Raw genomic sequence first — 18,471 nt, 5'->3', positions numbered from 1 at the left:
TAAGAGCTCTGTACCTTGGACAAGTTTTTCGCGACCGTGCCCGGGGCGATGAGCCCGGCGGTGGCCGGCCCCGAGCCGGTCTCTGTGGAGCCAAAACTGTTAACGTAAGGTGCATCCAGAAGCCGGGTGACTTCGGCGATCTGGTGCAGCGGCACCAGGTCAGCCATACAGCCGCAGGACTTCACACTCGACGGCTGTATACCGCCACGTCCCATGGCCTCTATGAAAGACTCGATCATGCCCGGCATCAGCACCAGCCAGCCGATTCGTTCCCGACCGACCACGGCGGCCAGTGCGTCCGGATCGTAACCATCCTGCACGATTACCTTGCTGCCGCGGCACAGCGCGGCCAACGACAGGTCAGTCGACACCATGTGGAACAGGGGCGCCCAGGCGACGAAAGCATCCTCCCGTTCGATCTCGTGATCAATGTAGAACGTCTGGCCGCGGGCAATCTCGGCACGGTGACTGATCAGCGCACCCTTGGGCAGCCCGGTGGTTCCGCTGGTGTACAGGATCAGCAGGCCGTCCTCCCCCTGGGCAGCATTCGTTGGCTCTGCGATGGACGCCCCTGCCAGCGCCGACTCATAATCCTCGCCAAAGCGCAGTACGGTGGGAACGGTGTGGTTCACATCCGCAAGCACCGGCGTGTGCCGCTCTGAGACGAGCATTATTCGCGGCTCGGTAAGCCGGATACAGTGCTCAAGCTCACCTGCAGCCAGACGCCAGTTCTGAGCCGCGACTATGGCGCCCAGCTTGGCCGCGGCCAGCATCGCTTCCAGGTATTCGATACGGTTCTCGGACAGGACCGCTACCCGCTCCCCACGTCTTAACCCTCGCTCCGCCAGCCAGTTGGCCAGGCGGTTCACACGCTCGTTGACCTCCCCATAGGTATACTCGCCATCGGCGTCCTGCAGGGCCACACGTCGGGGGTGATAGCGTGCCTGGTGGCAAAAAAGCCCACCAATAGTGAGCGAGGCCGCACTGGCGACCGCAGTGGTATCGTTCTGACTGTTTGACATCGCCTGACTCCGGCCTTCGCAAGCGGCCCCTTGCCGCCTCCGTAGTTTTCATGCTCTTCCGTGCGGGACTGGAACGTCTCGGCATCCCGCAGGCTGGTCAGCTGGGAACCAAGTCCGAATGGCTGCTGAAAAGCGCACAGCAGGACGCGTAATCCTCATTAACCCTGACCCGCACGAAGCGGGATCTGGTCTTGAAAATTAGTTCACATTCACTTTTTGAGCAAGTGCTTGGTCATATAGGCTCCCCGCGTCTACGGACACAGGCCTCCCGGCACCGTCATGACCCAGTCCCGGACAGCGCGGATAGTGAGGTCATCACGGCGGCTTTCCGGGTAAACGAGGTGGAAGGGTTTACCTGGCAGTTCAGGGCCAAAAGGTTGCACCAGCCGGCCCTCCTTCAACTCATCCTCAATGAGTTCGCGGCCAATCAACGCCACTCCCTGGCCACCAATGGCGGCCGAGATAACATGGGTCTCGTCGGAAAATACCAACCCGGCACTGACATCCAGCCCGGGCACTTTCGCCTGCTTTTGCCAGCTGGCCCAGTCCAGCGGGGTAACCACGATGTTCTGGGGCCGGAAGTGGATCAGCGGGTGGCGCGGCAGGTCGGCCGCCTCTGTGAGGTTCAGGTGCGGGCTGCAGGCTGGCACAAAGGTGTTGTCGATCAATTTCTCCGACACCAGACCAGGCCAGCGGCCGTCGCCGTAGCGGATGGCCATGTCTGCCGTCACTCCGTCAAGGGGTACTGGCTCATGGCTGGCGTGAATGCGAAGGTCGATGTCAGGATGGGAATCCCGCAACAGGCACACCCAGGACAGCAGCCAGCGTGAGGCAATGGCCGGCGTAGTGGAGAGGGTAACCGTCCGGCGGGTGGGCACGGACTTCAGGCGCTCAACCACACCAGCGATATTGTCAAAGGCCGCTTCCAGTGCCTCCTGCAGTTCACGCCCCTGCGGTGTCAGCTCCAGTTGCCGGGGCTTACGAACGAAGAGAGCGATGCCCAATGCCTCTTCCAGGACCCGGACCTGGTGGCTTATGGCGGTAGCGGTCACCGACAGTTCCCGGGCGGCCTGCTTGGCACTCTCATGGCGGGCTGCGGCCTCGAAGGCCCGCAGGGCGGACAGGGAGGGGAGTCGGCGGGCACTCATGAATGAATTTAACTCATCTGTAAGTAGAAAAAATCGTCGTTTGTCGGCCTGTAAAGCATGGCGATAAGCTGAACTCGCTGTCAACTACAGATGAATTCAATTTAGAACATGGAGCCCGACATGACTCATATACTGAAACTGGACGCCAGCGCCCGCCCAGGCCTGGCCGGCATAGACGAACATGGATCCCACAGCCGCTCACTGACCCACCACTTCGTCACTGAATGGCGTGCCCGCCGCCCGGAGGACACCATTACCCACCGGGACATCGGCCTGAGGCCGCCTTCCTTTATCAACCAGGACTGGATTGCCGCCGCGTTCACCCCGCCGGAACACCAGCAACCCTGGATGTCCGGTGCACTGGCAGAAAGCAACGAGCTTATCGACGAACTGATGGCGGCAGATATCCTGGTAATCGGGGCACCGCTTTATAACTTCGGTATGCCCGCTGCGCTCAAAGCCTGGGTGGACCTGGTGGTGCGTATGGGACGAACCGTGGAGTACGACCCGACCCGCCCGGAAGACCCATTCACTCCGCTTCTGGCTGACCGCCCCCGACACGCAGTGATCCTTTCTTCCAGGGGTGGTACCGGCTTCGAGCCAGGTGGTGCACTGGCCCAGCTGAACCACCTGGAGCCAGGACTGACCACGGTGCTGGAATTTATCGGCATTAACCGTATCCACCGTATCGCAGTGGAGAACCAGGAGGCCGGTGGGGAGTTGCTGGCCAACTCAGTGGCGGAAGCGGAGGGCCGGGTGCTGGAGCTGGTTACCCACCTGCAGTCCACCATCGGGGAACCGTCGGTCGCCGAACTGGCCTGAAGTTCACTGCGTGAGCCTGAACCGATGGAGATCGCCGCCGCGTAGGCAGGGGTGCGTCATCCATGGCCCACTCGCGGGCCATGGATGACACTTTTGCGAGCTACAGCGACACTCCCCACGCTTGATCTGACGTCGCAGCCATAGCATTCTTCCAGGGCAACACGATCATTCGCTCACAGGGACACCACAATGCACCTGCCCTTCTGGCTGACCACTGCTGGCCTGTCACCCGTACTGATCTATCAGGGCAAACAGGCGCGGCGTAATACCGTGCGGCTGCCGGAGGCGGGCGGCGAGCCTTTCGGGCAGTACGGCGAAGGCATCCCGGAGCGACGGATACTGGTGATCGGCGAATCCACTGCCGCCGGGGTTGGTGTGCAGACCCACAACCAGGGGCTGGCCAGTCAGCTTGCGAGACGGCTGCATGAACGTACCGGTCGTGTTACCGCGTGGCATACCTTCGGCATCAATGGCGCCACCCTCGCCGAACTGATGGCACAGCTGGATATCGACACCCTGCCCGAGGCGGACCTGGTCCTGCTGAGCATGGGGGTGAATGACACCACAGCCCTGACACTCCGCAGCCGGTTCCGGCAACAATTGGTGACGCTGAGCGAGCAGTTGCGCAATCGCTACGACTCACCACTGGGATTGCTCAGCGTACCGCCCATGCACCGCTTCACCGCCCTCCCATCGCCATTGCGGCAGGTCATGGGCTGGCGGGCACGGCAGCTGGATGGTGTCTACCGGGCGCTTGCCCAGACGCAGCCGGAAGCCTTTGTTCACCTCTGCTACCCGGCCGTCACCGATTCCGGGTTGTTGGCGGCCGATGGCTATCATCCCGGTGAGAGCGGCTACCGGCTTATGGGTGAAACCCTGGCCGAGCTGGTGGACCAGTGAAGCTACCCGGGGGCCTTCATGGTAATGATCGCCTGCAGTATCTTGCCCACCGGCCCCTGGCGATCAAACAGCGTCGTTTCCACCAGGCCAACACCGGTGTCCTGCATCCGGCTGCGGGCATCCAGCCCCAACCATTCGCCCACCGGGCTCCGATGAAGGTAGAGGGTGACGTCTGTATTGATACAGCCCAACTCGCTGGACAGGTTCAACTGACCGACACCATTGCCGAAATCACAGAGTGTGGCCGCCATAACGGTAGGACTGGTTTCCACACCCTGGACCAGCGGCAGCGGTAGTTTCAGCCAGGCCACGCCCTGACCGCTGCCATCAACGCCTTCGATAACCACGGCCTTGGCCGTACTATGCAGGCCCACTGGTGAATAACGGTTCTGCCAGCCACCGGCTTCGGCAATGCTGGCCTCCACTGGCCAGGACGGAGGCTCCAGCTCTGTTGGTTGAAATTGCCCCTGTTCCGGTACAGTAACCGGTCGGTTCTCGAGAAACAGCGCACTCGCCCGGGTCACCTCGGCCTCCCCGGCTAATAACGACGCCTCCAGGATCTGCAGCCGTTTGCCGCCGCGCACCAGGCGGGTAGTCACCGTCAATGGAGCGTTGGGGACAGCTCGCAGCAGGTCCACGGTGAGTCGTGACAGGTGCAGATCATTATTGTCCGACGCCTGTTCCACAGCATGGGCCATCAGCCCGACCACCGGCCCACCATGCAGTTGCCCCGGGCTCCAGGGGCTGCCGCAGGCGGGCGTTGGCAGATACAGGTCGCCGTCTCGCTGAAAAAGCGCTTCAGTCATGGGTTGTCCTTGTTATTGTGGAGGTCTGGTAAAACGACAGGTTACCAGAATCCACCCGGACGTCCCGCCCGTGACTTACTTCTTCGCCATGGACTCCAGCATGCGGTTCACTGCGTCCAGGTGTTCCGGTTCGTTGTGGCACATGCCCTGGAAGACGGAACACAGGTCCAGGAAGTCCTTCAGCTCCATGCGCTGGGCCATTTTCATCAGGCGCTTGGTCAGGCGGGTAGCTTTCGGCGGCTGGCTGGCGATGCGAGTAGCCATCTTCATGGTCGTGGGCATCAACTCGTCAGCAGGCACCACTTCCAGCGCGATACCCAGCTCCTTGGCCTCTTTTGCTTCCACCACACGGCCTGTGAGGGTCAACTCGAAGGCACGCTGGTAGCCAATCAGGCGCTGCATGAACCAGGCACCGCCATCGCCGGGGATAATGCCCAGGTTGAGGAAGGTCTCGCCAAACTTCGCCTTCTCGGACGCAATGCGCACGTCGGCCATGTTGGCCAGGTCAAAGCCGGCACCAATAGCCGGCCCATTAACGGCAGCAATAATAGGCACTTCCACCGCCTGCAGGGCCAGGGGAATACGCTGGATACCCTTGCGGTACCGGTCCGAGCATTCGGCCACATCACCAGCAAAGTCACCGCCCCGCTCCGCCATGTCGCGGACATTACCACCGGCGCTGAATGCCGAGCCCGCACCGGTAATGACCAGCACAGAGACGTCGTCACAATGGTTCACCCAGTCGGCGGTGGCGACAAGATCGTCAATCAGGTTGGAACCGGTCAGTGCGTTGCGCAGATCATGACGGTTCAGGGTCAGCACCGCGACACGGTCTTCGAGGGTCAGCAGGGCATCAGTCAGTTGGGGAAGGTTGCTCATCGGGGGCTCCTTGGTTCCAGGAAGACCCGGCCATGACCGGGCCAGAATGTGCGACAAGGATAAACCACCGGGCCCGGTTTATCTGCCCACAGCCCCCCTTACACCCCCAACCGGTCCCGCATTGCATAGTACCAGGCACCAATGGCGGTGAACGGTACCCGGAACAGCCGTCCCCCCGGGAACGGGTAATGGGGAAGACTGGCGAAGGCATCAAAACGATCCGCCTGGCCCTGGATGGCCAGCGCCAGGGCCTTGCCCGCCACATGGGTGAATGTGACACCATGGCCGGAGCAGCCCTGGGAATAGAACACATTGTCATGCAGGCGGCCCATCTGGGGCAGTCGTGACAGGGTCAGCAGGAAGTTGCCGGTCCAGCCGTAGTCCACCTTGACGTGGGCCAGCTCAGGGAAGGTCTTCAGCATATTGGGGCGGATCAGCCGCTCGATATTGGCCGGGTCACGGGCACCGTAGACCACGCCGCCACCGTAGATCAGCCGTCTGTCGCCAGACAGCCGGAAGTAGTCCAGCAGGTAGTTGCAGTCTTCCACACAGTCATCGTGGGGTAGCAGGCTCCTGGCAAGTGCCTCATCCAGGGGTTCCGTGGCGATGATCTGGGAGCCGCAGGGCATGGATTTGGCGCCCAGTTCCGGCACCAGGCCGCCAAGGTAGGCGTTGCCGGCCAGTACCACGAAGCGGGCGCTCACTTCCCCGTTGGCGGTTTGCACGATGGCTGGCTGACCGTGGCGAATTTCGGTCACTTCGGAATGCTCGTGGATGACGCCGCCCAGCGACTCCAGCGCGGCTGCCTCGCCCAAGGCCAGGTTTAACGGGTGGATATGGCCACCGGAGTGATCGATGGCGCCGCCTACATAGCGATCGGTGCCCACCCGGGTGCGGATGCCGTCCCGGTCCAGCAGCTCCAGCTGGTCATGGCCAAACCGGCGCCACAGGGCTTGCTGGGATTCCAGGTGCTTTTGCTGACGTGGATTGAGGGCAGCGAAGATTCCCCCGTCCTTCAGGTCACAGTTGATATCGTAATGACGCACCCGCTCACGAATGATCTGGCCGCCTTCAAACGCCATTCCGGCCAGCAGCTTCAGGTGGTCCGCAGTAGTCTGGCGCTCGATGGTGTCCAGGTCGCGGCTGAAGCTGTTAACGATCTGGCCGCCGTTACGACCGGACGCGCCCCATGCCACTGTGGCTGCCTCCAGCACCACCACCCTGAAGCCCGCTTCCGCCAGGAACAATGCCGTGGACAGGCCGGTATAACCAGCACCCACCACACAGACATCCGCCTCGCAGCTACCCCTGAGCGAAGGGCGTTGCGGCGCGGGATTGGCAGAAGCGGCGTAATAGGAGGGAACCGGAGGGAAGTGGGTCATGGATCAGCGCCATCAGGGACGATATTGCCGCAAGTCTATGCCAGCGCTGGGCAAGCGGGAAGACACGTTCTTCTACCTATAGCAGGCACCGTAAGGAAACCCGATAGTTCGCCAGATATCACCCGTTCCCAATGCCTGTGAGGCTACCATGTCTGACACATCCACACCCGTCACCCGGCAACAATGGCAACAGCTCGCTGACCAATTGAGGTTTGAAGGCCGCGCCTACATCAACGGTGCCAGCCAATGGGCGGTTAGCGGTGAAACTTTCCCCTGCATCAGCCCGGTAGACGGCCGGCAGCTGGCTCAGGTAGCCAGCTGTGACCAGGCCGACGCGGAGCAGGCTGTCATTGCCGCCCGTCAGGCCTTCGAGCAGGGTGGCTGGAGCCGGCTCGCGCCCACGGAACGCAAACGTGTGCTGATTCGTTTCGCGGAGCTGATCGAAGCCAACGGCGACGAACTGGCGCTGCTGGAAACCCTGGACATGGGCAAACCAATCGCCCATTCACGGGCGGTGGATGTGCCCGCCACGGCCCGTGCCATTCGCTGGACCGCCGAAGCCATCGACAAGGTCTACGGCGAGCTGGCCGCCACTCCCCATGACCAGATCGGGATGATCTCCAGGGAGCCCGTGGGCGTGGTGGCCGCCATCGTGCCCTGGAACTTCCCCATGATCATGGCGTCCTGGAAGATCGCGCCGGCCCTGGCTACCGGCAATTCGGTGATCCTCAAGCCCTCGGAAAAATCCCCGCTGACTGCCATCCGCCTGGCGGCACTGGCGGAGGAAGCCGGTATTCCCGCCGGCGTATTCAACGTGCTGCCCGGCTTCGGTCATACCGTGGGCAAGGCCCTGGCGTTGCATATGGATGTGGATTGCCTGGTATTCACCGGCTCCACCAACGTCGCCAAACAGCTGATGATCTATGCCGGTCAGTCCAATATGAAACGGGTTTGGCTGGAAGCCGGCGGCAAAAGCCCCAACATCGTCTTTGCCGATGCGCCGGACCTGAAGAAGGCCGCTGCCGAAGCCGCCAGTGCCATTGCCTTCAACCAGGGCGAAGTATGCACCGCTGGCAGCCGGCTGCTGGTTCAGGAGAGCATTCGCGATGAGTTCGTGCACATGGTCTGCGACGCCCTGAAAAGCTGGCACCCGGGCCATCCACTGGACCCGGCCACCACCTGTGGCGCGATTGTCGATCAGGCCCAGCTGGACCGTGTTATTGGGTACATCAGTATCGGGCAGGCAGAGGGAGCGAAACTGGTACAGGGCGGCAAACGAATCATGGAAGACACCGGTGGCCTGTTCGTCGAACCGACGGTCTTTGACGGCGTACTTAACCCAATGCGTATCGCTTCGGAAGAGATCTTCGGGCCGGTGCTGTCGGTGATCGGTTTCAACAGTGTCGATGAGGCCCTCACCATTGCCAACGATTCCATCTACGGCCTCGCAGCCGCAGTGTGGACGTCCAACCTCAACACTGCCCACAAGGTAGCCAGGGCCCTGCGTGCCGGCAGCGTCTGGATCAACCACTATGACGGTGGCGATATGACCGCCCCGTTTGGCGGCTTCAAGCAGTCCGGCAACGGTCGTGACAAGTCACTGCATGCCTTTGACAAGTACACGGAGCTGAAGGCTACCTGGATCGCCCTGGACTGAGCCGGCCTGGCACCCAAAAACGGCACCCTCATGGTGCCGTTTTTGTTTGTGAATGAACCGGCTTGATCAGACCGTGTGGAGGTACCAGAGGTACTCCAGGTCGGAGATGGTCATCTCGAACTCGTTCAACTCATGCTCCTTGCAGGCCACGAACACGTCCAGGAAGTCGCGGCCCAGATAGCCCTCCATGACTTTCGACTGACCCAGCTCCCGCAGCGCATCCCGCAGGTTGTTCACCAGGCTGGCTTCGTGCTGTTCATGGGCGTTGCCCACGGTCATGGGCGGCGGCTCAATGCGGTTGGTGATGCCGTAATGGATGCCTGCCAGCACCGCGGCCATCAACAGGTAGGGGTTGGCGTCGGCGCCCGCCACCCGGTGTTCGATACGCAACGCCTCCGGTTCACCACCGGGCAGGCGCAGGGAGGCGGTGCGGTTGTCCACACCCCAGGTGGGCGCGCTGGGCACGTAGTACTCTGGACTGAACCGGCGGTAGGAGTTGATGTTGGGGCAGAACAGCGCCATGGCATCGTTCATGGTGGCCACCAGCCCGCCTACCGCCCAGCGCAGTATGTCGTTGGGCTGCTCGGCATCGCCGGCAAAGACATTGTGCCCGTCCCGGTCCACCAGGCTCACGTGCAGGTGCATGCCGCTGCCGGCCTGGTTGTGGTAGGGCTTGGCCATGAAGGTGGTGTCCATCTCATGGTCGTAGGCCACGTTCTTGATCAGGCGCTTGAGCAGGGTGGCGTGGTCGCAGGCCCGTACCGCGTCGTTGACATAGTGCAGGTTCACCTCGAACTGGCCGGGAGCCGACTCGGCCACCAGGGCATCGGCGGGCAGTTCCTGCTCATGGGCCGCATCCAGCACATCCGCCAGCAGCTCGGCGTACTCGTCGAGGTCATCGATGGAGTAGGCCTGGGTACCCGCCGGACGCTTGCCGGAAATCGGAGACTTGGGTGGTTGGGGCCGGCCCGCCAGGTTCTCCTGGTCAATCAGGTAGAACTCCATTTCATAGGCGGCGACGGGGGTCAGGCCAAGGTCGGCGAAACGTTCAACAATATTCTGCAACACAACCCGGGGGTCGGCGAAGAAAGGGGTTAACCGATCGAGCTCATACATGGTCAGCAGCAGCTGAGCGGTGGGCCGCTTCTGCCAGGGTTCCATGGTGAGGGTGGCATCGATGGGCAGGCAGATCCGGTCGGCCTCGCCGATATCCAGGCCCAGGCCGGTTTCCTCCACGGTGGTGCCCTGAATATTGAGGGCAAAGATGGAAGCCGGCAGGGCAATGCCCCGCTCGAATACCTTGCCCAGGGTCGACGGATCCACCCTTTTGCCGCGGACAATGCCATTAATATCCGGAATCAGCAGGTCGACGAACTGCAGCTCGGGATGCGCCTTGAGGAAAGCCTCGACGCTCGCAGAACCAGAACCCATAGGAAAGCCTTTCGGAACTTGCACTCAACCTGCGCGGAATAGCCGGCACAGACGTGTCTCACCGTTCTTTATCCTGTGTTCCGGGTGTTTTTGCAAGATACGCATATGCCGTAGCCGAAGGGCCATGTATACGCTGGCGCAAAGGGTCGGCCCCGCCGCAAGCGGAGGTAACGGCATCGCCGCAGTGACTTTGTTCGAATAAGCACAAATCACCATACCGGGCATGTAAGTTTTAATAGCGCCCCGCAAAAACTCGTGATACATATCGCGCGAATACGGACGGTTCTCCACCGCCGTTTCCAGGACAAGCCTTAAAGGAGTCTCCGGCGCCTTCCCCGGCTGCCAAAAGGCCACCCTCAGCAGACCTGCACAACACTGTGTGCATCAGGGAATCCCTCCCTGGCACGCGTTGCTTTCATCCCTTTCAGTGAGGGACAACACCCATGTTGAAGTTGTGTAAGCCCGCGGCCCTGGCGGCCGCTATTGCTGTATCCCTTGGTTCCTCTGTCGCCCTTGCGTCTGGCGAGGTTCGTGTCTACAACTGGTCGGACTACATCGCCGAGGAAACCCTGGCGAAGTTCACCGAAGAGACCGGCGTCAAGGTCATCTACGACGTCTACGACAGTAACGAAATCCTGGAAGCGGCCTTGCTGTCCGGCCGTTCCGGCTATGACCTGGTGGTACCCTCCAACCATTACGTGGCCAAGCAGATTTCCGCACAGGCCTTTGTGCCCCTGGACCACGACAAATTGCCGAACATGACCCACCTGAATCCGGACCTCATGAAGCAACTGGAAAAGGTCGACCCGGGCAGTCAGTACGCCATTCCCTACCTGTGGGGCACCAATGGCTATGGCTACAACGAGGCCCGCATCCAGGAGATCCTGGGTGACGATGCTCCCACCGACTCCTGGGCCCTGGTGTTCGACCCGGAAGTGACCGGCAAACTGGCCGCCGGCGGCTGCGGCATTGCCATGCTGGATTCCGGTGAGGAAATGGTGCGGGCCGCCATGGCCTATGTCGGCCTGGACCCCAACAGCAACAACGCCGACGACATCAAAAAGGGCGGCGAGGTGATCAAGGCCGTGCGCCCGAACATCACCTATTTCCACTCCTCCCGTTACATTGCCGACCTGGCCAATGGTGACCTGTGCGTGGCCGCCGGCTACTCTGGCGACATCCTGCAGGCCGCTGCCCGGGCCGAGGAAGCCAACAACGGCAACGTCATCCTCTACACCATCCCGAAAGAAGGCGCGGTGCTGTGGTTTGACATGATGACCATCCCCGCTGGTGCGCCCAACGTGGAGAACGCCCACAAGCTGATGAACTTCCTGATGCGTCCGGAAATCATCGCCGACATCACCAACTACGTGTGGTACGCCAACCCCAACAGCGCTGCCAACGAGTTTGTCGATGAAGAGATCCTCAGCGACACCAGCATCTACCCCACCGACGAGGTGATGAAGAAGCTGTACCTGATGGAAGGCCGGCCCCAGGACGCCCAGCGCCTGATGACCCGCACCTGGACCAGCGTGAAGTCTGGACGCTAAGGGTGGCCGAGAGCAACAACACCTCCGCCCAGGTGGAGGTGTTACTCAGCATCGAGGGTATCTCCAAGAGCTTCGACAGCACGCTGGCGGTGGACAACGTCAGCCTGGACATTCACCGGGGCGAGATCTTCGCCCTGCTCGGTGGTTCCGGCTCTGGCAAGTCAACCTTGCTGCGTATGCTGGCAGGCTTTGAAAAGCCCGACGCCGGCCGTATCGTGCTGGATGGACAGGACATCACCAACCTGCCTCCCTACCTGCGGCCTACCAACATGATGTTCCAGTCCTATGCCCTGTTCCCCCACATGACGGTGGCGCAGAACATCGCCATGGGCCTGAAACAGGACCGGCTGCCAAAGGCCGAAATCGGCGACCGGGTAGCCGCCATGCTCCGGCTGGTGAAGATGGAATCCTATGCCACGCGCAAACCCCACCAGCTTTCCGGCGGGCAGCAGCAGCGGGTGGCCCTGGCCCGTTCGCTGGCCAAGCGCCCGAAACTGCTGTTGCTGGACGAGCCCATGGGCGCACTGGACAAGAAACTGCGCACCGAGATGCAGCTCGAGCTGGTAGACATCCTGGAAAAGGTTGGCGCCACTTGCCTGATGGTCACCCACGACCAGGAAGAAGCCATGACCATGGCCAGCCGCATTGCCATCATGGCCAACGGCCGCATTGCCCAGGTGGGCTCACCCATTGATATCTACGAAAGCCCCAACAGCCGCATGACGGCGGAGTTTATCGGCTCGGTGAATATCTTCGAGGCCAGTATCCAGGCGGACGAGGCGGACAGTATCACGCTGACCAGCGAGTTGCTGGACGCACCGGTATTCATCGACCGGGGCGTCACCACGCCGGCAGAAACTACCGACACCCTGGTTGCCCTGCGCCCGGAGAAGATCTACCTGACCACCGACCGGCCCGAAGGCGACAGCAACTGGAGCCAGGGCACCGTGGACAACATCGCGTACCTGGGGGACATCACCTCCTATTACGTGAAGCTGGCCAGTGGTAAACGGGTACAGGCCACCATGGCCAATGTGGAGCGTCGCGGCGATCGGCCCACCTGGGGGGATCAGGTCTTCGTGTCCTGGGAAGCCTCCAGCCCGATATTGCTGTGGAACTGAGACCGTGATCCCGAAACTGATTCCGACCCCGGTCATGGAGCGGGTGCGAGCGGTACTGTTCCACCGCCGGGTGGTGTTCGGCATCCCCTTCCTGTGGCTGATGCTGTTCTTCCTGCTGCCCTTTGCGCTGGTGCTGAAAATCAGCTTCTCCAGCGCCGTGATGGCCATTCCACCCTACGAGCCGGTGGTGCGCTGGGTGGACGATACCTTTTCCATCGTCCTCAACCTGGGCAACTACCTGTTCCTAGCCTCGGACAGCCTGTACATCGCCGCCTACTGGGGCTCGGTGAAAACCGCGTTTCTGGCGACCGTGTTCTGCCTGCTGATCGGCTACCCCATGGCCTATGCCATGGCACGGGCGCCAAGGCACTGGCAACTGGTGTTCCTGCTGATGGTGATGCTGCCATCCTGGACCTCGTTCCTGATCCGGGTCTATGCCTGGATGGGCATCCTCGGTAACCAGGGCCTGCTCAACAGCCTGTTGCTGTGGCTCGGCGTGATCAGTGAGCCCCTGCGTATGCTCAACACCAACTTCGCGGTGGTACTGGGCATTGTGTACGCCTACCTGCCGTTCATGGTGCTGCCCATCTACACCAACCTGGTGAAGCTGGATGTGCGCCTGCTGGAGGCGGCCTCCGACCTGGGCTGTCGCAGCCTGACCACCTTCTGGCGTATTACCCTGCCGCTTTCGAAGGCCGGCATCATCGCCGGCGCCATGCTGGTGTTCATCCCGGCGGTGGGTGAGTTCGTGATTCCGGAGCTGCTGGGCGGGCCCGATACCCTGATGATCGGCAAGGTGCTGTGGGAGGAGTTCTTCAACAACCGCGACTGGCCGGTGGCCTCCGCGCTGGCCATCGTTATGCTGGCCCTGCTGCTGATTCCCATCGTGTTCTTCCACCGGTTCCAGGCACGGGAGATGGAAAAGCATGGGTAAGCTCAGCTTCTCGAAAGCCATGCTGGTGCTGGGCCTGCTGTTCCTGTACCTGCCGATGATGGTGCTGGTCGTTTACTCGTTCAACGCCTCGCGGCTGGTGTCAGTGTGGGCCGGGTTTTCCACCCACTGGTACGGCGAACTGTTCCGCGACCAGCAGATCCTGTCGGCGGTGTGGATGAGCCTGCGCATTGCCTTTTACTCCGCCAGCATGGCCGTGTGCCTGGGCACCCTGTGCGCCTTCGTGATGACCCGCTTCCGGGGTATGCGCGGACGCACCCTTCTGTCCAGCATGATCACCGCCCCGCTGGTGATGCCGGAGGTGATCACCGGGCTATCGCTGTTGCTGCTGTTCGTGGCCATGGCCCAGCTGATCGGCTGGCCGGTGGACCGGGGCATGGCCACCATCTGGATTGCCCACACCACCTTCTGCAGCGCCTATGTGGCCGTGGTGGTCAGCTCGCGCCTGCGGGAAGTGGACCGCTCGGTGGAAGAAGCCGCCATGGACCTGGGCTGCACACCGCTGAAGACCTTCTTCGTGATCACCCTGCCGGTGATCGCCCCGGCCCTGGTCTCCGGCTGGTTGCTGGCCTTCACCCTGTCCCTGGACGACCTGGTCATCGCCAGCTTTGTCTCCGGCCCGGGGGCCACCACACTGCCCATGGTGGTGTTCTCGTCAGTGCGGATGGGTGTGTCGCCGAAAATCAACGCCCTGGCAACCATCATTATCCTTGCGGTGTCTATTGTGGCGTTCATCGCCTGGTACTGGATGCGGAGGGCAGAAAAACGGCGAATGGGCCCCCGTTAGCATCCCGCCTGGTTTGCCTCGCTAACCAGGCGGAACACTGCGCCGTGAACGGTCAAAACTTACCTGGTGACCTCCACCAGCCCCGCCGTTGGTGAGCTGATCATACGATAGGCCAGAACGGCCATCATCACAGCGATCAGCTGGATAGCCAGCATGGGCATTGGTTTGTCGTGCTCAGGGCCAGTCATGATCTGGTCTCCTGCACACTGGCGCCATTCACAGGCAGGGTCCGCCGCAGGAAATCCGCACTGAGCCCCACCACAGACCTGTCGCCAAGGATGCGACGATGACCCACTCCGGATACCGCATGAAGGGTCGACAACGGCCAGGCTGCCCCGAGTTTGCGGCTTTCCTCGTAGGGAACCTCGCGATCCTCCGGGTCGTGTAGTAGCAGGGAGGGATGTCGCAGGCCCCGGGCCAGGTGCGACAGTTCCATTGCTTCAACAGGAATACCGGTTTCGGCCTCCATCAGCGTCATCAGTGCCCGCTGCCCCCCGGCGTCCAGCCCGGTCTGTGATGCGGTGCGTTCAAGGACCCGCCTGAAAGAACTGGGCCCGGCCAGATGAACACTGGCACCAACTTCCAGGCCGTGGGCGAACGCATACAATAAGGCCGGCGACCCCATGGAATGACCAATCGCGGCCTGCACCGGGCCCGCCGCCGCTACCACCTGCAGTATCGCCTGTCCCAGCAGCACCACATTGCTGTGGTGACCGCCGGAGTCCCCATGACCTGGGCCGTCAAATGCCACAACCTGGTAGCCTGCTGCCAACAGCGCTTCAACGAAGCTGCCCAGGTGACTCGCCCGACTGTCCCAACCATGAACCATCAGCACAGCGGGCCCCCTGTGACCCCACCGCCAGATCGCCACCCTGTCCCCCCTGAATACCGTGTTGACGCGAGTTGCCCCGGCCAGCAAGTGCATCTCGGGCTCCGTGGCCGGAACCCGACGAGGCTGTATCAACTGCTGGAAAACCTTGTCGGCGGAAGGCCCTCCGGCCTCTCTCCGGGATGAGCGCTGCGCAATATATCCTTCGGTATTCATGAGCAATCCCCTTTATATGATGTTCGTAATATGATGACTATCATACAAAGGCGAACGCCTGTCAATACCTGCGATCGGGCTCCATATCTGTCGTTGTACCGGCAGGGTCTGATGAACAAGACTAAACCAGCGAGAAACTCGGAACGTGCTGATGTCAAGATGGAAGTGGTTTTCGTGGGGTTGGTTATCGTCAGGGCGCAGCACAGTGCCAAAGTAGTGTGACAGGCGGACGATCCTTATCGACAGCTTGCACAAACTGCAGCCCGGGGCCAATATGAACCGGTAAAAACAACAACAAGCTATCCATTAAGTGACTCTGCCATGTCCACCGAAAAGACAGGTTTTGACGCCCATTCCCTGGAAGATGAACCCCCTGGCCGTAAGCCCCTGTTCTACGGCTGGTTCGTGGTGGCCGCCGCCTTTGCGGTCACCTTTGTGGGTTTTGGTGCCGCCTACAGTTTCAGCGCCTTTGTGGATGCCCTGCAGCAGGAGTTCAGCGCCTCCCGCGGCGCCGTTTCACTGGTATTTTCACTGGCAGGATTCCTGTATTTCAGCCTTGGGGTAGTCACCGGGCCACTGGCAGACCGGTTCGGTACCAGGCCCATGGCCATTGCAGGTATGGTCTTTGTATCGGCGGGGCTGGTGCTGGCAGGTTTTGCAGACAACCTGCTACACGTCTACCTGGCCTACGGTCTCGGTGTGGGTCTCGGGGTCGGATGTTCCTATGTGCCGTCGGTGGGAACGGTTCAGCGCTGGTTCGCCCGCAGGCGCGGGTTTGCCTCGGGTCTCGCTGTCAGCGGTATTGGATTCGGCACCCTTTTGATGCCCATACTGGCCGCGCTGCTGATTGGCACTGTTGGCTGGCGTACGGCCTATATCTCGCTGGGCATACTCTCTGCCCTGGTAGGCATCACCATGGCACTGCTGTTCGTCAACGATCCCCGCAGTAAAGGCCTGGCTCCAGATGGGGGTCCCGCGCTGCCAACTGCTGCGTCTGGTGCCTCCGAGGGCACCGAGCTCCGGGTTGCGGTGCGGTCACGACCTTTCCTGACGCTGTACTTTGCCGGACTGATTGCTTCGTTCGGACTGTTCGTGCCGTTTGTACACCTGGTGCCCTTCGCGACTGATCAGGGAATGTCGGCCGGTCAGGGGGCCTTCCTGCTGGGTATGGTGGGCGTGGGCAGTACGGTGGGGCGCTTCCTGCTGGGCAATGTGGCTGACCGCATCGGCCGTCAGCTGGCGCTGATCCTCGCCTTTGCCGGAATGGCGATAACCCTGCTGATCTGGCTGGTATCGGACACCCTGGTACCACTGGCCATTTTCGGCCTGACCTTCGGTACCTTCTACGGGGGGTTCGTCGCCCTGATGCCCGCCCTGGTGATGGATTATTTCGGTGGCCGGCACATAAGCAGTATTATTGGTGTGCTCTATACCAGCGTGGCCCTGGGCACCCTGGTCGGACCGACCGCGGCAGGCTATGCCTACGACCTGACCCAGAACTATACCCTGGCCATTATCGGCAGTATCGCGGCGAACCTGGTTGCTGCGGGAGCCATTATGACCCTGCGCAAACCTGGCACCTGAAAACCAGCATCAAAAACAGTGGCTCAGGCTTGACCGTGTCCCGGGCTGGCGGCGCGTACCGCCTCCAGGTCCTGCGAGAGGCTCAGGGTCTGTTCCGCTCGGGCAAGTGCCATGGCGCTGTGTCGCAAGGCTGCCTCCGCCACATCACGGTCGTGGCTGGCTGCGAGCACCGAGAGGGTTTGCTGCAAGGCTAAGGCAACTTCAACCGTATCGGCGCCGTCGCGACCAATGCCGGTGAACGCGCCGTCAAACAGGTTGTCCACATCCACCGCAGGCAGCTCAACCCGGTCGAACGGAGTCTCCACCGATCCAGCCGGAACCGGCTGACACCATTCATCAAGCAGCCGCAACATGGTTTGCAGCACCTTGCGGGCTGTGCCTGGGTCATTCACTGCCGGAGAAAGCGCCTTCATGGCAATTTCAGACAGCACCACGAAGCCAAAGCCCGGATCCTGATCGAATACCCGGTCACGGTCCACGGTGAAACACGCCGCCAGCTGGTCCGTTTCGATCCGCTCTGGTGTGGCCTCAGGAAACCACACCCGTGCCATTTCTGCCCTGGGTGACAGGAAACTGCCCGGCAGTGCGATGACCCTGACCCTCGCATGGTTTTCCTTGGCCCAGGCCTGCAGGTCCTCGACATTGATTTCCTGAACATAACCCACGGTGTTCGTGAGTACCGGTGTGCCCTCCGGCACAGGTCCTTCCCCGGCCACGCCGCCCAGCCAGGGGCGCCGGCGATTCTGTTTGAGCACCGCCCGGGTTGCCCGTTCAGCCCGGTCAATCACCGGCCCCAGCAAGCCCAGACGGGCAATGCTGTCCACCCAGTAAACGAACACCAGGACCACCATGGCGAACACAAACAAGGCGGCCGAGAAGATCACAAAGTAGCCATCACCCTCAAAATAGCCCTCCTCAAGACTGACCCTGGCGATAACACTGAAGATAAAGGCGGCAATAAAGGTGGAGTGTGCGAGTTGGGAGATATCGTCCCGCAACACCAAATTGAAACTGCGGGGTGTCCCGCTGCTGGTGGCAGCGGTATAGGCGGATACCATGGAACCGACAGCGAAGGTGGCGATCACCAGCATGCTGGCCGCGAGGATGGACAGCAGCGTTTCCACGGTATCCCGTTCAATATCCGGCAGCCAGCCACCCAGACCAGAGCTGTCGACCCAGCCCGCAGCAAACACCGCCACCAGGGAGCTGATACTGAACACCGCCGGCCGGAACCAGAGGCGTTCCCGCAGGCGGTTGATCAGAAACAGGATTGATTTGCCCTTGCCGGTCATGGACCTACTCCCTGGTATGGCTACCGCCGCCGTGCGAAGGCCGGATACATCCATATCCGGCCCCCGCAAACACTGTAAACACGAACGGAAGGG

Annotated in this window: 18 protein-coding genes; 8 read left to right on the top strand and 10 right to left on the bottom strand. The window is 61.5% G+C overall.

All coding sequences use genetic code 11. The annotated features are described in order from the left end of the window. Together BM036_RS09670 and BM036_RS09665 are read right to left on the bottom strand one after the other, a co-directional pair. Positions 1-1,022, bottom strand: a 1,022-nt coding sequence (locus BM036_RS09670) for a class I adenylate-forming enzyme family protein (protein ID WP_143066591.1), incomplete at its 3' end; no start/stop codon positions are given. A 251-nt stretch (positions 1,023-1,273) separates the two neighbouring features. After that, the gene (locus tag BM036_RS09665) at positions 1,274-2,170 is read right to left on the bottom strand and encodes a LysR substrate-binding domain-containing protein (protein WP_091851002.1); all 897 of its coding nucleotides are present in this window, start codon (positions 2,168-2,170) and stop codon (positions 1,274-1,276) included. Positions 2,171-2,290: 120 nt separating this feature from the next. Here BM036_RS09665 and BM036_RS09660 point away from each other — a divergent pair, with 120 nt between their 5' ends. Both BM036_RS09660 and BM036_RS09655 read left to right on the top strand, forming a co-directional pair. Then, a complete protein-coding gene (locus BM036_RS09660) occupies positions 2,291-2,992 on the top strand; it encodes an FMN-dependent NADH-azoreductase (protein WP_091850999.1) in 702 nt (233 codons plus the stop codon). Between the two features lie 189 nt (positions 2,993-3,181). After that, entirely contained in the window at positions 3,182-3,892 is a 711-nt protein-coding gene (locus BM036_RS09655) for an SGNH/GDSL hydrolase family protein (protein ID WP_091850996.1), read from the top strand. 2 nt (positions 3,893-3,894) lie between these two features. Here BM036_RS09655 and BM036_RS09650 read toward each other — a convergent pair whose 3' ends face one another. From BM036_RS09650 to BM036_RS09640, 3 genes are all read right to left on the bottom strand, one after another. Then, positions 3,895-4,698, bottom strand: coding sequence for a thioesterase family protein (locus BM036_RS09650; RefSeq protein WP_091850993.1), 804 nt, complete (start codon positions 4,696-4,698; stop codon positions 3,895-3,897). Between the two features lie 75 nt (positions 4,699-4,773). Continuing rightward, positions 4,774-5,577 carry an enoyl-CoA hydratase-related protein gene (locus BM036_RS09645; RefSeq protein ID WP_091850990.1) on the bottom strand — a complete coding sequence of 268 codons (804 nt, stop codon included), beginning with the start codon at positions 5,575-5,577 and terminating at the stop codon, positions 4,774-4,776. Positions 5,578-5,675: 98 nt separating this feature from the next. Then, positions 5,676-6,959, bottom strand: coding sequence for an NAD(P)/FAD-dependent oxidoreductase (locus BM036_RS09640; RefSeq protein WP_091850987.1), 1,284 nt, complete (start codon positions 6,957-6,959; stop codon positions 5,676-5,678). A gap of 148 nt (positions 6,960-7,107) precedes the next feature. On the opposite strand from BM036_RS09640, the gene BM036_RS09635 reads away from it, so the two are divergent. Then, a complete protein-coding gene (locus tag BM036_RS09635; RefSeq protein ID WP_091850984.1) occupies positions 7,108-8,616 on the top strand; it encodes an aldehyde dehydrogenase in 1,509 nt (502 codons plus the stop codon). Positions 8,617-8,682: 66 nt separating this feature from the next. Here the strand turns inward: BM036_RS09635 and BM036_RS09630 are convergent, their stop codons facing one another. Then, positions 8,683-10,047: a glutamine synthetase family protein gene (locus BM036_RS09630; protein WP_091850981.1), complete on the bottom strand. Its 1,365-nt coding sequence runs from the start codon at positions 10,045-10,047 to the stop codon at positions 8,683-8,685. A gap of 443 nt (positions 10,048-10,490) precedes the next feature. On the opposite strand from BM036_RS09630, the gene BM036_RS09625 reads away from it, so the two are divergent. From BM036_RS09625 to BM036_RS09610, 4 genes are read left to right on the top strand one after another with little or no spacing between them, the layout of a single operon-like run. Continuing rightward, positions 10,491-11,597: a polyamine ABC transporter substrate-binding protein gene (locus tag BM036_RS09625; RefSeq protein ID WP_091850978.1), complete on the top strand. Its 1,107-nt coding sequence runs from the start codon at positions 10,491-10,493 to the stop codon at positions 11,595-11,597. Positions 11,598-11,629: 32 nt separating this feature from the next. After that, a complete protein-coding gene (gene potA / locus BM036_RS09620) occupies positions 11,630-12,718 on the top strand; it encodes a polyamine ABC transporter ATP-binding protein (RefSeq protein ID WP_425434084.1) in 1,089 nt (362 codons plus the stop codon). Between the two features lie 34 nt (positions 12,719-12,752). Next, positions 12,753-13,652: an ABC transporter permease subunit gene (locus BM036_RS09615; protein ID WP_091851026.1), complete on the top strand. Its 900-nt coding sequence runs from the start codon at positions 12,753-12,755 to the stop codon at positions 13,650-13,652. Beyond that, positions 13,645-14,457: an ABC transporter permease subunit gene (locus BM036_RS09610; protein ID WP_091850972.1), complete on the top strand. Its 813-nt coding sequence runs from the start codon at positions 13,645-13,647 to the stop codon at positions 14,455-14,457. Before BM036_RS09615 ends, BM036_RS09610 begins: the two co-directional genes overlap by 8 nt. Positions 14,458-14,516: 59 nt before the next feature. Here the strand turns inward: BM036_RS09610 and BM036_RS20425 are convergent, their stop codons facing one another. The 3 genes from BM036_RS20425 to BM036_RS20540 are packed head-to-tail and all read right to left on the bottom strand — an operon-like array spanning position 14,517 to position 15,757. Then, positions 14,517-14,645: a hypothetical protein gene (locus BM036_RS20425; protein WP_264994839.1), complete on the bottom strand. Its 129-nt coding sequence runs from the start codon at positions 14,643-14,645 to the stop codon at positions 14,517-14,519. Beyond that, positions 14,642-15,502, bottom strand: a complete 861-nt coding sequence (locus BM036_RS09605; protein ID WP_091850969.1) for an alpha/beta fold hydrolase — start codon at positions 15,500-15,502, stop codon at positions 14,642-14,644. The genes BM036_RS20425 and BM036_RS09605 overlap by 4 nt, the downstream gene beginning before the upstream one ends. A 12-nt stretch (positions 15,503-15,514) precedes the next feature. Then, on the bottom strand, positions 15,515-15,757 hold the full coding sequence (locus BM036_RS20540; protein ID WP_177186037.1) for an extensin family protein: 243 nt from the start codon (positions 15,755-15,757) through the stop codon (positions 15,515-15,517). 66 nt (positions 15,758-15,823) lie between these two features. Here BM036_RS20540 and BM036_RS09595 point away from each other — a divergent pair, with 66 nt between their 5' ends. Continuing rightward, entirely contained in the window at positions 15,824-17,086 is a 1,263-nt protein-coding gene (locus BM036_RS09595; RefSeq protein WP_091850963.1) for an MCT family MFS transporter, read from the top strand. 23 nt (positions 17,087-17,109) lie between these two features. Here BM036_RS09595 and BM036_RS09590 read toward each other — a convergent pair whose 3' ends face one another. Then, positions 17,110-18,378, bottom strand: a complete 1,269-nt coding sequence (locus tag BM036_RS09590; protein ID WP_177186036.1) for a DUF2254 domain-containing protein — start codon at positions 18,376-18,378, stop codon at positions 17,110-17,112. Between the last annotated feature and the right edge of the window lie 93 nt (positions 18,379-18,471).

This window comes from Marinobacter segnicrescens (genome assembly GCF_900111555.1).
Lineage (GTDB): Bacteria > Pseudomonadota > Gammaproteobacteria > Pseudomonadales > Oleiphilaceae > Marinobacter > Marinobacter segnicrescens.
The sequence above is the reverse complement of the archived record's forward strand: the minus strand, read 5'-3'. Positions and strand labels throughout refer to the sequence as shown.